Genomic DNA, 12,674 nt, shown 5'->3' on the forward strand with positions numbered 1-12,674 from the left:
TCCGGGGCGCCCCCCAAGGGGACTTCCTTCGGGGCGTGCTACAGGATAACCGCGTGTGGAAAAAACCGCGAGCGCCGCCTGCAGGAAGGCTGTCAGCCCTCTTGCGGCGCAGTCGGCGGCGGCGTGATTTGCCGCGGGTCGACGCAGATGGACAAGGCGGGAAAAATGCGGCGCACGAGTACTCAGAAGCATGCGGAAAAGCGCGCACAAACAGGCACAAACAGACACAGGCACGCACAAGCCCAGGCACGCACAGGCATGCACAAACGGCGCACAAGCAAAAAGGCGACGCTGTGCTACGCGTCGCCAGACCGGTCGGTACGGTCACCGAGCGGTGGAGGCGGCAGAACGGCCGCCCGAAACGAAGCACCATGGACGACGCGCAGCGGCCCGATTCGGGGCGAGGCGGCGAGAGACCTTGGCCTCTGACCTTACACCATCGCCGCAATAGCGGACCGCTGCTTGTCTGGCCGCCCTGGTCCCTCGATAAGCCTTCCAAGTGCAGCTAATCTAAACGCATTGGCGGTATTAGACGAGAGCGCGTTTACACCGAATCGGCAGATGATTTGCAGCTGAACGGCGCAGGCGCGGCTCCGGTCCGCATCGCCCCCTCATACGGGCAAGAACGAAGCGAAACCCGCCCGCCCCGCGCCCAGCAGCACCGAATCGTTTTGCGGCGTATGGATCCGCGCGCACAGCACATCGCGATAGTGGCGCTCGAGAGGATTGTCGCGGCTCAAGCCGGGATTGCCGCTTGCCTCGACGGCGAGTTGCACGGCCTCGATCGAATGATTCGTCACCGTGTATTTGACGAGCGGCGCTTCGTCGAGCGTCACGTGCTCGCCGCGCGCACTCGCGTCGAGCAACACACGATTGTCGAACAACAGCGCATCGATGCGGCCGAGCGTCTGCGCAAACGCCGGCAGGCTCGCGAGCGGCGCGCCGAGATTGCCGGGTGTGCGATGCGCGGCCCACTGCGCGAACCAGTCGCGCGCGGCCCGCGCCACGCCGTCGTAGACCGCCGACAGCAGCACGCTCATCCACGCGAATCCGAGCGGATCGAGCCCGGCGCCGGGCTCCCCCGGCGGATGCACATCGACCGCATGCGTAGCCGGCACGAACACGTCGTCGAACACCAGCTCGTGACTGCCGGTGGCGCGCATGCCGAGGTGATTCCATTCGCTGCCGACCCGCACGCCCGGCCTATCGCGATGCACCAGCCACACGCCGACGCGCGGCGGCGTCTCGTCGCTGCGCGCCCACACCGCGAGCCACGTGAGACCGGGGCTGCCGGTCGAATACAGTTTGCTGCCGTCGATGCGCCAGCCGTCGCCGCTGCGTTTCGCGACGGTCGACGGCAAGCCGCCGCGCGCCGGCGTGCCGAGTTCGGGTTCGACGCGCAGCGAGTTGATCAGCGCGCCGTCGCGCACCGCTTCGCGCGCGACGCGTTCGCGCAGCGCCACAGGCCAATGCGGATTGCCCTGCAAGCGGTGGTGAAACAGGTACTGCATGACCAGCACCAGCGCCGTGGACGGCTCGCCGCGCGCCACCGCGCGGATCACTTTCAACGCCTGCGGCAAGCTCGCGCCCGCGCCGCCGAGCGATGCAGGCACCGTCAGCGAGAGCAGATCGAACGCGTGCAGGCGCGCCAGATTGGCGTGCGGAAATTCGGCAGTGCGGTCATAGTGCGCGGCGCTCGCGGCGAACTCGGCGGTGAGTTGCGCGAGCAGCGCGTCGAACGCATCGCTATCGAGCGGCGGATGACGGCGTGTCACCGCGCTGTCGGCAATCGGGGCATTCATGCGGGAACTCCGGCACGCCGCGTTACGGCAGAGGGAAACTGCGATCGAAGCTCGTGCGCACATCGAGATGCGCGCGGATCACGTTGGCGGCTTCGTAGGTATCGGCGGTGCGCTGCTGCGCGGCGACGACGCTGTCGTCGATCGGGACCGGATGCACCTGGCCGCGCTGATAGACAGTTTTCAGCACGTCGGTCGGCAGGCCGGTCACGCGCGATTGCATCGCCGCGACTTCGTCCGGATGCAAGAGCGCCCAACGTTGCCCGATCGCGACGCGCCGCAGGAAGTCGGCGAGCTGCGCGCGCTTGTCCGCGATCGCGCGTTCGGTGGCGACCTGGTAGCTGAGTCCTTCCGACAAGCCGACGCCGTTGGCGATGATACGGTCGTGATCGCGCGCTTCGCCCAGCGCCGTGTACGGGTCCCACACCGACCACGCGTCGACGCTGCCCGAAGCGAGTGCCGCCTTCGCATCCGCGGGTGCGAGAAACACGAACTTGACGTCGGCTAGCGGCACGTTGGCCTTCTTCAACACGGCGAGCGCGAGATAGTGGCCGATCGAACCGCGAGTCGTCGCGATACGCTTGCCCTTCAGACTCGCCGCATCGTTCAGCGGCGAATGAGCGCCGACGACGATCGCCAGATCGAGCGGCGTCGAACGCGTTGCCGCGACCGCTCGCACGCGCGCGCCGGCAGCGAGCGCGAACACGAGCGGCGCATCGCCGAGTCCGCCGACATCCACCGCGCCCGCATTCAACGCTTCGCCGAGCGGCTGCGCGGCGGGAAAGTTGAACCATTCGATCTTGTACGGCAGGTCTTTCAATTGACCGGATGCTTCGAGAATGCCGCGCGTTTGCAAGGACTGGTCGCCGACTTTCAGCACCGGCAAATCGGCGGCATACGCGGACACCGGCGAGGACGCGGCGCACACGGCCAGCAGCGCGGCAACGACTGGTCTGAACCACAACGCGCGGCGCACGCATCGCACGGCGGATGAGACTGCAAAAGAAAAGCGGGTGATCGTCATATCGGCGCTTACGCGATGCATACGGTGAAAGTTTGAAGCGACGATAAGGCACGCATCTGCATAAGGCAAACGCATTATTCTTCTAAGCAAATATGCGAATTTTCCTGGCACCCGCTTCGTGCGCGCAGACCTGTTCAGGTATCGTCGTGCCCACGAAATGCCCGCGTCAGATCACATGAAAACCGTGCGTGCCGTCGCGCCTGAGTTGCGCGACGAGGCCGTATTCCCACTCCAGATACGCGTTCATCGCTTCACGCCCGTTATCGGTGCCTTCATACGGACGCCGGTAACGGTCGATGCGCGGCGAAGCGAGCCTCGTCTCGCCGCTTTCGACCGGCAAGCCCGCTTCGATCCATGCGCTCGTGCCGCCGCTCAGCACCTGCACCGGTTTGCCCGTCAAGGCGGCGACCTCGGGCGCGGCGAAACGCGCCAGCAAACTGCTGCCGCAGGTCACCACATAGCGTTGCGCGGCGGGCAGCTTGCGCACGGCGGCGTCGAGCAGCGCGCGAATCGCGTACCACGCGCCCGGAATATGGCGCTTCACATAGTTCGCGCTCGTCGTGAAATCGAGCACGGCGGTGCCGGGCGCTTGCAGCAGCGCCGCCAGTTCGGCGGGCGAAATCTCATCGGCGTCCGGCGGCGTGGGCGCGTTCCGCGCAGCGGGCGCCGCGCCTCGTTCGCTGAAGTCGGCGGCGCTCAGGCCATCCACCACGTACACCTCGACGTTCATCTGCGCGAGCCACGATGCGCTCATGTTCGCGCGCACGCCGTCGTTGTCCGCGAGGATCACGCGCGCGCCGCGCACCGGCGCGAACATGTCGGTCTCCTGCACAAGCTGGCCGCCCGGCGCGCTGCGAAAACCGGGCACGTGGCCCGCTTCATATTCTTCCGGCGTGCGCACGTCGAAGCGATAGACGGTGCGTACCGCTTCGTCGGCCCAACGGCGCGCTTCGTCACGCGACGTGCGGCCCACTTGCGCGCGATCCGCCACCTTGCGCGCGGCGTCGGCGGCGGCCAGACGGACTTCGTCGTCGAGATTCGGATCGAAGCGGCGCGAGCTGCCATGCGCGAGCGGCTGCCCGGCGAGCGTCCAGCCGATTGTGCCGTTGCGCAGCGCCGCAACCGGATTGGGCACGTCCGCATTGATCAGCGACTGCGCGCCGATGATGCTGCGGGTGCGGCCCGCGCAATTGACGATGATGCGCGTGGCCGGATCGGGTGCAAGCTGCCTGGCGCGCAGCACCAGTTCGGCGCCCGGCACGCTGATGCTGCCGGGAATGTTCATGGTCTGGTATTCGTCGAAGCGGCGCGCGTCGAGCACCACCACGCCGGCCTCGCGATCGAGCAGCGCCTGCACGTGCGGCGCGTCGAGCGACGGCGTATGCCGCTCGCTTTCGACCAGTTCGCCGAATGCCTTGCTCGGCACGTTGACATCCTGGAACAGCTCGCCGCCGGCCCTACGCCAGCCTTGCAGGCCGCCTTCGAGCAAGGCGACATTGGTATAGCCCAACTCGCTCAAACGGCGCGCGGCGCGTTCGGCGAGTCCTTCGCCGTCATCGAATACGACGATCGGCACGGTAAGACGCGGCAGGCGCAGCGGCGCGTCCAGTTCGAGCCGCGACAGCGGCAGGTTGGCGGCAAAGAGCGGATGACTGCGTGCGTGCGGATCTTCCTCGCGTACGTCGACGAGCGCGATTTCCTGGCGCTCCAGCAGCGCGCGGCGCACGTCCTTGAATGAAAGGGTACGGAACTCTGTAGTGAAACTCATGGGATCGGGAACTCCTTCGAAACATTCCAGATATTCGGCAACACGTCGTTCGAGTAGCCGGAGATGAAATTTTTACGACCACCGCCGGCCGGGTACACCGAGCGCGTCACCGCACCGATATTTGCACCGTACACGTGAATGCTGATCGATGTACGGTCATCGTATGCATTGCTCACGCGATGAATGTCGCCGATACGCGGCGACACGGCATCCACTGCGCCAGCGGCGAGGCGCCGCGGCGCGCCCTCTTCCGCCAGCGTGCCGGTCGGCGTGACGCGATAGTTCTGAGCAATTTCCGCGCCACGCAGCACACCGATCAAACCCCATACGGTGTGGTCGTGCACCGGCGTCGCTTGCCCCGGTCCCCAGACAAAACTGACAACGGAGAAACGCTGCCGCGCATCCGCGTGCAACAGGAATTGCTGATAGCGCTCGGGATCGGGCTGCGCGAAAGCGTCGGGCAGCCAGTCGTCGTGGGCTACCAGTTCGCGCAGATACGCGCCGCCGGCTTCGAGGCGCTGCGCTTCGGGCACGGCATCGTCGACAAGGGACGCGATCCGGCTGACGAACGTGCGCAGCCGGTCCGCTCTTAAGGCAGCGCTTAAGGTTTGAGTCATCGAAAGTTCAAGGATGGGGTGACGGGAATCCGGAATCGGCTCAGGCGCCGTGGGCGAGCGCAGCGTTGAAGGTGTCGGTCCACAACGGCGCGACGTCGACGCGCCGATCGATCACGGCCGCACGCGCAAAGGTATCGGCAACCTGCTGCTCGCTCGCGATGTCCGCCGCCGTGACGCCGGTGATGCGGCGCGCCTGGCTCTGATTGCGGTACAAGGACAGAATCGCTTCTTCCGGCACGCGCAATTCGGCGGACAACACCTTCGCATACGCATCCTGATGCTGGCTGAACCACGTGCATGCGCGTTGCAGCCTCACCAGCAGATCCGCGGCAGCGGCGCGCCGCAGCGGGTCAGCCAGGGCCGCCGGGTGACCGTAGTACAGATAGTTGCCGGACAGGTAGCCGTTGGCGTTTTTCAGCACGCGCGCGCCCGCCTGCGAGATCGCGAGCGGCACGTTGTAGCCGTAGATCGCCCATGCGTCGAGCGAGCCGGCGTTGAAGGCGGCGAAGCCGTCGCGCGGTGCGAGCGACGTCGCCTGGATATCGCTGAACGACAGCCCCGCTTCTTCGAGCATGCGCAGCAAGTAGTAATGCGTGGTGGTCGCGCGCAGATAGCCGACGCGCTTGCCCTTCAGATCAGCGATCGAGCGGATCGACGAGCCCTTCGGCACCAGCACGACCTGGTTGTTGACGTCGTCCTTGTAGACGGCGATCACGCGTACCTGGGCGTTTTGCAACCGCGCGAAGATCGGCGGAATCTCGCTGCCCGAGGCGATATCGAGCGAGCCGCCGTTCATCGCCTCGACCATCGCGTTGCCGGACTGGAACTCGGACCAGTCGATCGCGTAAGGGGTGTCCGCAAGGCCAGCTGTTTTCAGCAGCGTGGCGTCGCCGCCTTTGTAGGTCGCGACACGCAGATGGACTTTGCTGAGGTCGAGGCGCGGGTCGTTCCGGCCCGCTCCCGCCCATGCTGCCGATGCAGCTTGCGCCGCTGCCGAAACGAGGCTCGTGCCTGCGCCGGCTAGTGTCGCGGCGGCCACGGCCGCAGCGGGCGGCAACGCGGACATGAGCCGGCGGCGCCGGAGCGAAACCGGCGGATCGAAACGTTGGGTCATATCGGGAGTCGCTCAGGTCAGTACGTCGGGCTCGGCTTCGACGAGCCCTTCCAGCAGGCTCTCGAACGCGAACAGCGCGCCGCCGGGACGGCCCACCTGCTGATGCGTGAGCGTGGCGACATCGTGCGGGATGGCTTGTGGCGTGCCGGCGGCTTCGGCGAGCAATTGCGCGTGGCAGGCGCTATCGAGCGCGATGTACCACCATGCGGCGGCCTCGACGCTCGGGCCGGCCGTGAGGATGCCGTGATTCTTCAGGATCACTGCGCGTCGCTCGCCGAGCGCCGCCGCGATGCGCGCGCCTTCGCCGGTGTCGAGCACGACGCCGCGAAAATCGTCGAACAGCGCGTGGTCCTGATAGAACGCGCACGCGTCCTGCGTCAGCGGATCGAGCGTGCGGCCGAGCGTCGACCACGCTTTGCCATAGAGCGAATGCGTGTGCGCCGCCGCGACCACATCGGGGCGCGCCTCGTGAATCGCAGCGTGAATCGCGAAGGCCGCCTGATTCACCGGCCCCTCGCCGACGACGATCTCGCCCTGCGCATTCACCAGCAGCAGATCGGACACGCGAATACGGCTGAAGTGCTTGCCGAACGGATTGACCCAGAAGTGATCGGGCCACTCGGGATCGCGCGCGGTGATGTGTCCGGCGAGCCCCTGGTCGAAACCATAGCGCGCGAACAGACGAAACGCCACGGCGAGGCGTTCTTGCCGATGGCGGCGTTCATCCGCGATGCTTTCACGCGGCGGCACGTCGTCGAACCAGAACTTGCGTAGGGGTTCGTGACGCTGGAGCGCCGTTGCATTGCCCGCAGGCGTGTTCCTGAAGGCGGCAGACAGATCGGTCATTGGGGCTCCGTTCAGGCGGCTACGCGCTCGACGCGCGCGATCCGTTCGCGGGTGGCCGGAATCAGTTCACGGCCGTAGTCGATGGCGTCTTCGAGCGGATCGAAGCCGCGCACGAGGAAGGTCGAGACGCCGAGCGCGTAATAGTCGGCGAGCGTATCGGCGACCTGTTCGGGCGTGCCGACGAGAGCGGTCGAATTCGAGCGCCCGCCGATTTCCCTGGCGATGCCGGTCCACAGGCGTTCGTCGACGCGGTCCGATTCACCGGACGCCGCCAGCAGACGCCGCGCGCCTTCGCTTTGCGCCGGGCCGCCGACGCCGAGCCCTTGAGCCGCGCGCAGCCGGCGGGTTTCTTCGAGGATGCGATCCGCGCGCTCCCAGGCGGCGGCTTCGGTGGCGGCGAGGATGGGCCGGAACGACACCGAGAAGCGCACCGTACGGCCATGTTTGGCTGCTTCGGCGCGCACGCGGGCGACCTGTTCGCGCACTTGCGCCTTCGATTCGCCCCACAGCGCGTAGACATCCGCGTGACGGCCGGCGATTTCGAGCGCGGGCGCCGACGCGCCGCCGAAGTACACCGGGATATGCGGTTGCTGAAGCGGCTTGACTTCGGAGAAACCTTGTTCGAAGCGGTAGTACTGGCCCGCGTGATCGAAGGGTGTGTCTTCGGTCCAGATGCGGCGCAGGACGTGCAGATATTCGTCGGTGCGCGCGTAGCGTTCGTCATGCGAGAGGTAGTCGCCGTCGCGGCGTTGTTCTGCATCGTCGCCGCCGGAGATGATGTGGACTGCCAGGCGGCCACGCGAATAGTGGTCGAGCGTTGCCAGCTGACGCGCGGCCAGCGTGGGTGCGACGAAGCCCGGGCGGTGAGCCAGCATGAAGTGCACGTTTTCTGTGACGCTGGCCGCGTGGGCCACGGTCAGGAGCGCGTCGGGGCTCGTCGAATGATGCGGCACGAGGATGCGGTCGAAGCCCGCGGCTTCGTGGGCGCGGGCGAATTGTCCGATGTAGTCGAGGTCGATGCTCGGGCCTTGCGGCGCGTGAGTTTCAGACACCTTGCGGGTCTGGATCATGCCGATGAATTCGATTGACACGGTGGTGTCTCCCAATCATGTTGGTTTTGCCCGGCGGGGCGGTGGCTCTTCTTTTGCCGCAACGGCGGTTGCTGCCGCGTTCGAGGGGTTTAAGGTAGCAGCGCTACATGCGGTTGTTAAATATTGATCAGCCATATCTATATCGGCTTTGCATGTATTGGGTTTTGGTTTCTTGCCTTTGGCAGCCCCCTTGCCGCAAACCCCCTTCGATGAACGTGGACATCCCCGTGCCGTCAGCAGGAAAACAAAACCTTTGCCACAATGCCCCGTCGCGCGAAAGCGCAAAAAGCAGCCATTGAACAGACAATGATCCCCTTCTCGGTCCTGGACCTATCGCCCGTCACCGCAGGCGCCACCCCGGCACAAGCCTTCAGGAACACGCTGGACCTGGCGCAGCATGCGGAAGCCTGGAACTATCGCCGCTACTGGCTGGCGGAACACCACAACATGACCGGCATCGCCAGCGCCGCCACCTCGGTGGTGATCGGCTACGTCGCCGGCGGCACAACGAAAATTCGCGTCGGCTCGGGCGGCATCATGCTGCCCAACCATGCTCCGCTAGTCATCGCGGAACAATTCGGCACCCTCGCCTCGCTCTATCCGGATCGCATCGACCTGGGCCTCGGCCGCGCACCCGGCACCGATCAAACCACCGCCCGCGCGCTGCGCCGCGATCTGCAAAACAGCGCTGAGTCGTTCCCCGACGATGTCGTCGAGCTGCTACGCTATTTCGCCGATCCCGTGCCGGGCCAGCGCATTCGCGCAGTACCCGGCGCAGGTCTCAATGTGCCGCTGTGGCTGCTCGGCTCGTCGCTCTACAGCGCGCAACTCGCCGCGGCGCTCGGCCTGCCGTTCGCGTTCGCGTCGCACTTCGCGCCCGATCACATGCTCACCGCGCTGCAGCTCTATCGCGCGCAATTCCGGCCGTCGGCGACGCTCGATAAACCCTACGCGATGGTCGGCGTCAATCTGTTCGCCGCCGATACCACCGCCGAAGCGCAGCGTCTCTTCACCTCGCTGCAGCAACAGTTCATCAATCTGCGCCGCGGTACGCCCGGTCAGTTGCAGCCGCCGGTCGAGCGTCTCGAAGCAGCGGAAATGGAGTTGAACAGCGTCGCGCATTCGCTCGCCTGCACCGTGCTCGGCGATCGCGATGCGGTCCGCGAAGGTCTGCTGTCAGTGATCGAACAGACCGGCGCGGACGAGCTGATGCTGACCGCGCAAATCTACGATCACGCGGCGCGCTTGCGATCGTTCGAAATCGCCGCGCAAGTGCGCGAGGAATTGATCGTCGGCAAGTAACAAAAAGGGCGGCTCGCGGCCGCCCTTCTTCTCGCTGACTGTTCGAGCGCGGGTCCGGGCTCAGCGGTTCGCCGGCACCGCCGCCAGGCCGTCGAGCAGCGCCTGATGAAATGCCTGCGGATCCTGCATCTGCGGCGCGTGCCCCAACGCCGCGAATTCGACGAGCGTCGCATGCGGAATCGCCTTGGCCGCGGCCTTGCCTAGTTCCGGGTAACGACCGATCTTCGCGCGCACCTCTGGCGGCGCTGCGTCCTTGCCGATCGCTGTGGTGTCCTTCTGGCCGATCAGCAGCAGCGTCGGCATCGTCAGCTGGCCCAGCTCGTATACCACCGGCTGCGTGTAAATCATGTCGTACAGCAACGCGGAATTCCACGCGACGATCTGTTTGCCGGGACCACGGTACATCCCCGCCAGCATCTGCACCCACGGTTCATAGTCCGCGCGCCACTGGCCCGCGTAGTAGGTCGACTGCTCGTAGCGACGAATGCCGTCGGCGGTGGTCTTCAGCTCGCGCTCATACCATTGGTCGACCGATAGCGACGGCACGCCCTTCGCCTTCCAATCCTCGAGCCCGATCGGGTTGACCAGCACCAGTTGCTGCGTCTCATGCGGATACGTCAGCGCATAGCGGATTGCGAGCATGCCGCCAGTGGAATGGCCGATCAGGGTCGCGTCGGTGACGCCGAGCGACTGGAGCAGCGCGTGGGTATTGCGCGCCAGTTGCTGAAAACTGTACTGATAGTGCTCAGGCTTGCTCGATTTGCAGAAACCGATCTGGTCGGGCGCGATCACGCGATAGCCGGCGTCGCTGAGGCGGCGGATCGTCGTCTCCCACGTCGCCGCGCAGAAGTTCTTGCCGTGCAGCAACACCGCCGTGCGGCCGTTGGCGTGCTCCGGCTTGATATCCATGTACGCCATATGCAGCGCCACGCCTTGCGAGGTGAAGTCGTACCGCTCGACCGGCGCCGGATAGTCGAAGCCCTGCAACTCGGGGCCGAACGCGGGACCGACGTGGTCGGCGGCGCTGGCCACGCCCGGGTTGGCGGCGCTGGCCGGCGAGGCGGTCAAAGCGATGGCAGTGGTGGAAGCGGCGGTTGCAGTGGCGGTTGCAGCGGCGAAGACGGCCGGCGAGGCAGCCAACGCACTGGCGCTCAACATGGCGAGCAAAGAAAAGCGGCGCAAACTCATCGATAGGTTTTCTTGCAAGGAGAGAGCAACGGAAAACGTGCGGCTCACGCACGAGCAATCGCGCTCGAGCCCCGTTCACGAGCCGACGATTCTACGACGCTCCGCCAGACTCCGCCGCCACCCGCGCACGCTCATGGCTGCAGTGGTCGCAGCGGTCGTAGTGGTCGCAGCGGTCGTAGTGGCCGCAGTGGCCGTAGTGGCTGCAGTGGCTGCAGTGGCCGTAGTGGCTGCAGTGGTCGCAGTGGTCGCAGCAGTCGCAGCAGTCGCAGCGGTCGCAGCGGTCGGCATGGCACGCATATTGCGGATAATCACCGCGCACGCTATGTGTCGTGGCGCACGGATGCATCGTGTGCAAGGGTTGATCGTGCAGATCGTGCACAAAGGCGCAGCGCAAGCGGCATCCGCACAATTCAGACTACGCGCCCGCGGCAAATCGGTGCTAGAACTAGCAGACGGAGCCAAAAACACCGAGCCACCCGACAGCACGATCCAGAAGCGGACAGGAAAGCGAACTAAAACCATCCGGGGCAAACGCTCGAAACAATAGTTGGAAGCGAGCGCTTGAACCCATGGCGAGAACACATCCAGCATGGCCATCCGGGGTATACCAACCAGGGAGACAGACATGGAAAGTCCGGCACGCCTGAACGATCTGCAACGCACCACCCTCGCCATCGTCCTTGCGGGCGGACGTGGCACGCGGCTCGGGCCGCTCACCAACAAGCGCGTCAAACCGGCAGTGCACTTCGGCGGCAAATACCGGATCATCGACTTCGCGCTGTCCAATTGTCTGAACTCCGGCATCCGCCGCATCGCGGTAGTCACGCAGTACAAGGCGCACTCGCTGCTGCGCCATTTGCAGCGCGGCTGGGGCTTCCTGCGCGGAGAATTCAGCGAATTCATCGACCTGTGGCCCGCGCAGCAACGCGTGGAAGGCGCACACTGGTACCGCGGCACCGCGGATGCGGTGTTCCAGAACCTCGACATCATCCGCTCGATCCGGCCGAAATACGTGGTGGTGCTCGCGGGCGATCACATCTACAAGATGGATTACACGCGGATGATCGCCGACCACCAGGAAAGCGGCGCGGATTGCACGGTCGGCTGTATCGAGGTGCCGCGCATGGACGCGGTGGCCTTCGGCGTGATGGCGGTGGATGAACACCGCCGCATCACCGGCTTCGTCGAAAAACCGGCCGATCCGCCCGCGATGCCGGGCCGCCCGGATACGGCGCTCGCCAGCATGGGCATTTACGTGTTCAGCGCCGATTATCTGTACACGCTGCTCGAAGAAAACATCTCCAGCGTCGACACCGATCACGACTTCGGCAAGGACATCCTGCCGCGCGTAGTCACGCAAGGTATGGCGATCGCGCATCCGTTCAGCATGTCGTGCGTGTCGTCGGACCCGAATGTGGAGCCGTACTGGCGCGACGTCGGCACGATCGACGCCTACTGGGCCGCCAACCTCGACCTCGCCTCGACGATCCCGACGCTCGACCTGTACGACCGCAACTGGCCGATCTGGACGTATCAGGAGCAGTTGCCGCCGGCCAAGTTCGTACGCGACATGAAAGGTCTGCAAGGCAGCGCCAACAATCTGATCCTGTGCGGCGGCTGTGTGATCTCCGGCTCGCAGATCGCGCGCTCGGTGTTGTCGTCGAATGTGAAAGTGAATTCGTTCTGTAACATCAATGAGGCAGTCTTGTTGCCGCAAGTCACCGTCGGCGCGAGTTGCCGGCTGCAGAAAGTCGTGATCGACCGCGGCTGCACGATTCCGGACGGCACGGTGATCGGCGAGGATCCGGTGAGCGACGCCGAACGTTTCTACCGTACCGACGACGGCGTCGTGCTGGTCACGCCCGAGGCGCTCAGGCAGAAGGCCGGCTGATTCTCGAACCGTTGATGAATGCGCCGCCCGCGCC

Annotated in this window: 11 protein-coding genes; 3 read left to right on the forward strand and 8 right to left on the reverse strand. The window is 65.5% G+C overall.

The annotated features are described in order from the left end of the window. Nucleotides 1-611 precede the first annotated feature (611 nt). From AC07WT_RS13055 to AC07WT_RS13085, 7 genes are all read right to left on the reverse strand, one after another. Complete coding sequence (locus AC07WT_RS13055) at nt 612-1,802, reverse strand: acyl-CoA dehydrogenase family protein (RefSeq protein WP_494947419.1); 1,191 nt, start codon at nt 1,800-1,802, stop codon at nt 612-614. Between the two features lie 22 nt (nt 1,803-1,824). After that, nucleotides 1,825-2,823 carry an ABC transporter substrate-binding protein gene (locus AC07WT_RS13060; protein ID WP_494947420.1) on the reverse strand — a complete coding sequence of 333 codons (999 nt, stop codon included), beginning with the start codon at nt 2,821-2,823 and terminating at the stop codon, nt 1,825-1,827. 166 nt (nt 2,824-2,989) lie between these two features. Continuing rightward, nucleotides 2,990-4,591: a rhodanese-related sulfurtransferase gene (locus AC07WT_RS13065; protein ID WP_494947421.1), complete on the reverse strand. Its 1,602-nt coding sequence runs from the start codon at nt 4,589-4,591 to the stop codon at nt 2,990-2,992. Then, complete coding sequence (locus AC07WT_RS13070; RefSeq protein ID WP_494947422.1) at nt 4,588-5,208, reverse strand: cysteine dioxygenase family protein; 621 nt, start codon at nt 5,206-5,208, stop codon at nt 4,588-4,590. The genes AC07WT_RS13065 and AC07WT_RS13070 overlap by 4 nt, the downstream gene beginning before the upstream one ends. Nucleotides 5,209-5,248: 40 nt before the next feature. Further along, nucleotides 5,249-6,322: an ABC transporter substrate-binding protein gene (locus tag AC07WT_RS13075; protein WP_494947423.1), complete on the reverse strand. Its 1,074-nt coding sequence runs from the start codon at nt 6,320-6,322 to the stop codon at nt 5,249-5,251. Nucleotides 6,323-6,334: 12 nt separating this feature from the next. Beyond that, the gene (locus AC07WT_RS13080; protein ID WP_494947424.1) at nt 6,335-7,168 is read right to left on the reverse strand and encodes a class II aldolase/adducin family protein; all 834 of its coding nucleotides are present in this window, start codon (nt 7,166-7,168) and stop codon (nt 6,335-6,337) included. Nucleotides 7,169-7,179: 11 nt separating this feature from the next. Next, complete coding sequence (locus AC07WT_RS13085) at nt 7,180-8,259, reverse strand: LLM class flavin-dependent oxidoreductase (RefSeq protein ID WP_492593587.1); 1,080 nt, start codon at nt 8,257-8,259, stop codon at nt 7,180-7,182. On the opposite strand from AC07WT_RS13085, the gene AC07WT_RS13090 reads away from it, so the two are divergent. After that, nucleotides 8,243-8,386 carry a hypothetical protein gene (locus AC07WT_RS13090; RefSeq protein ID WP_494947425.1) on the forward strand — a complete coding sequence of 48 codons (144 nt, stop codon included), beginning with the start codon at nt 8,243-8,245 and terminating at the stop codon, nt 8,384-8,386. The genes AC07WT_RS13085 and AC07WT_RS13090 overlap by 17 nt on opposite strands. A 179-nt stretch (nt 8,387-8,565) precedes the next feature. Then, nucleotides 8,566-9,561: an LLM class flavin-dependent oxidoreductase gene (locus AC07WT_RS13095; RefSeq protein ID WP_494947426.1), complete on the forward strand. Its 996-nt coding sequence runs from the start codon at nt 8,566-8,568 to the stop codon at nt 9,559-9,561. A 60-nt stretch (nt 9,562-9,621) separates the two neighbouring features. Here the strand turns inward: AC07WT_RS13095 and AC07WT_RS13100 are convergent, their stop codons facing one another. Further along, nucleotides 9,622-10,749: an alpha/beta fold hydrolase gene (locus tag AC07WT_RS13100; protein ID WP_494947427.1), complete on the reverse strand. Its 1,128-nt coding sequence runs from the start codon at nt 10,747-10,749 to the stop codon at nt 9,622-9,624. A 625-nt stretch (nt 10,750-11,374) separates the two neighbouring features. Between AC07WT_RS13100 and glgC the strand changes: the two genes are divergently transcribed. Continuing rightward, nucleotides 11,375-12,640 carry a glucose-1-phosphate adenylyltransferase gene (gene glgC / locus AC07WT_RS13105; RefSeq protein WP_494947428.1) on the forward strand — a complete coding sequence of 422 codons (1,266 nt, stop codon included), beginning with the start codon at nt 11,375-11,377 and terminating at the stop codon, nt 12,638-12,640. The last annotated feature ends 34 nt before the right edge of the window (nt 12,641-12,674 follow it).

It is taken from the genome of Paraburkholderia sp. GW821-FHT02A12, from assembly GCF_059422005.1.

Excerpts from the sequence above, each read along its gene's own strand:
- AC07WT_RS13055 (WP_494947419.1), bottom strand. The coding sequence starts at position 1,802 with ATGAATGCCCCGATTGCCGACAGCGCGGTGACACGCCGTCATCCGCCG.
- AC07WT_RS13060 (WP_494947420.1), bottom strand. The coding sequence starts at position 2,823 with ATGACGATCACCCGCTTTTCTTTTGCAGTCTCATCCGCCGTGCGATGC.
- AC07WT_RS13065 (WP_494947421.1), bottom strand. The coding sequence starts at position 4,591 with ATGAGTTTCACTACAGAGTTCCGTACCCTTTCATTCAAGGACGTGCGC.
- AC07WT_RS13070 (WP_494947422.1), bottom strand. The coding sequence starts at position 5,208 with ATGACTCAAACCTTAAGCGCTGCCTTAAGAGCGGACCGGCTGCGCACG.
- AC07WT_RS13075 (WP_494947423.1), bottom strand. The coding sequence starts at position 6,322 with ATGACCCAACGTTTCGATCCGCCGGTTTCGCTCCGGCGCCGCCGGCTC.
- AC07WT_RS13080 (WP_494947424.1), bottom strand. The coding sequence starts at position 7,168 with ATGACCGATCTGTCTGCCGCCTTCAGGAACACGCCTGCGGGCAATGCA.
- AC07WT_RS13090 (WP_494947425.1), top strand. The coding sequence starts at position 8,243 with ATGAATTCGATTGACACGGTGGTGTCTCCCAATCATGTTGGTTTTGCC.
- AC07WT_RS13095 (WP_494947426.1), top strand. The coding sequence starts at position 8,566 with ATGATCCCCTTCTCGGTCCTGGACCTATCGCCCGTCACCGCAGGCGCC.
- AC07WT_RS13100 (WP_494947427.1), bottom strand. The coding sequence starts at position 10,749 with ATGAGTTTGCGCCGCTTTTCTTTGCTCGCCATGTTGAGCGCCAGTGCG.
- glgC (WP_494947428.1), top strand. The coding sequence starts at position 11,375 with ATGGAAAGTCCGGCACGCCTGAACGATCTGCAACGCACCACCCTCGCC.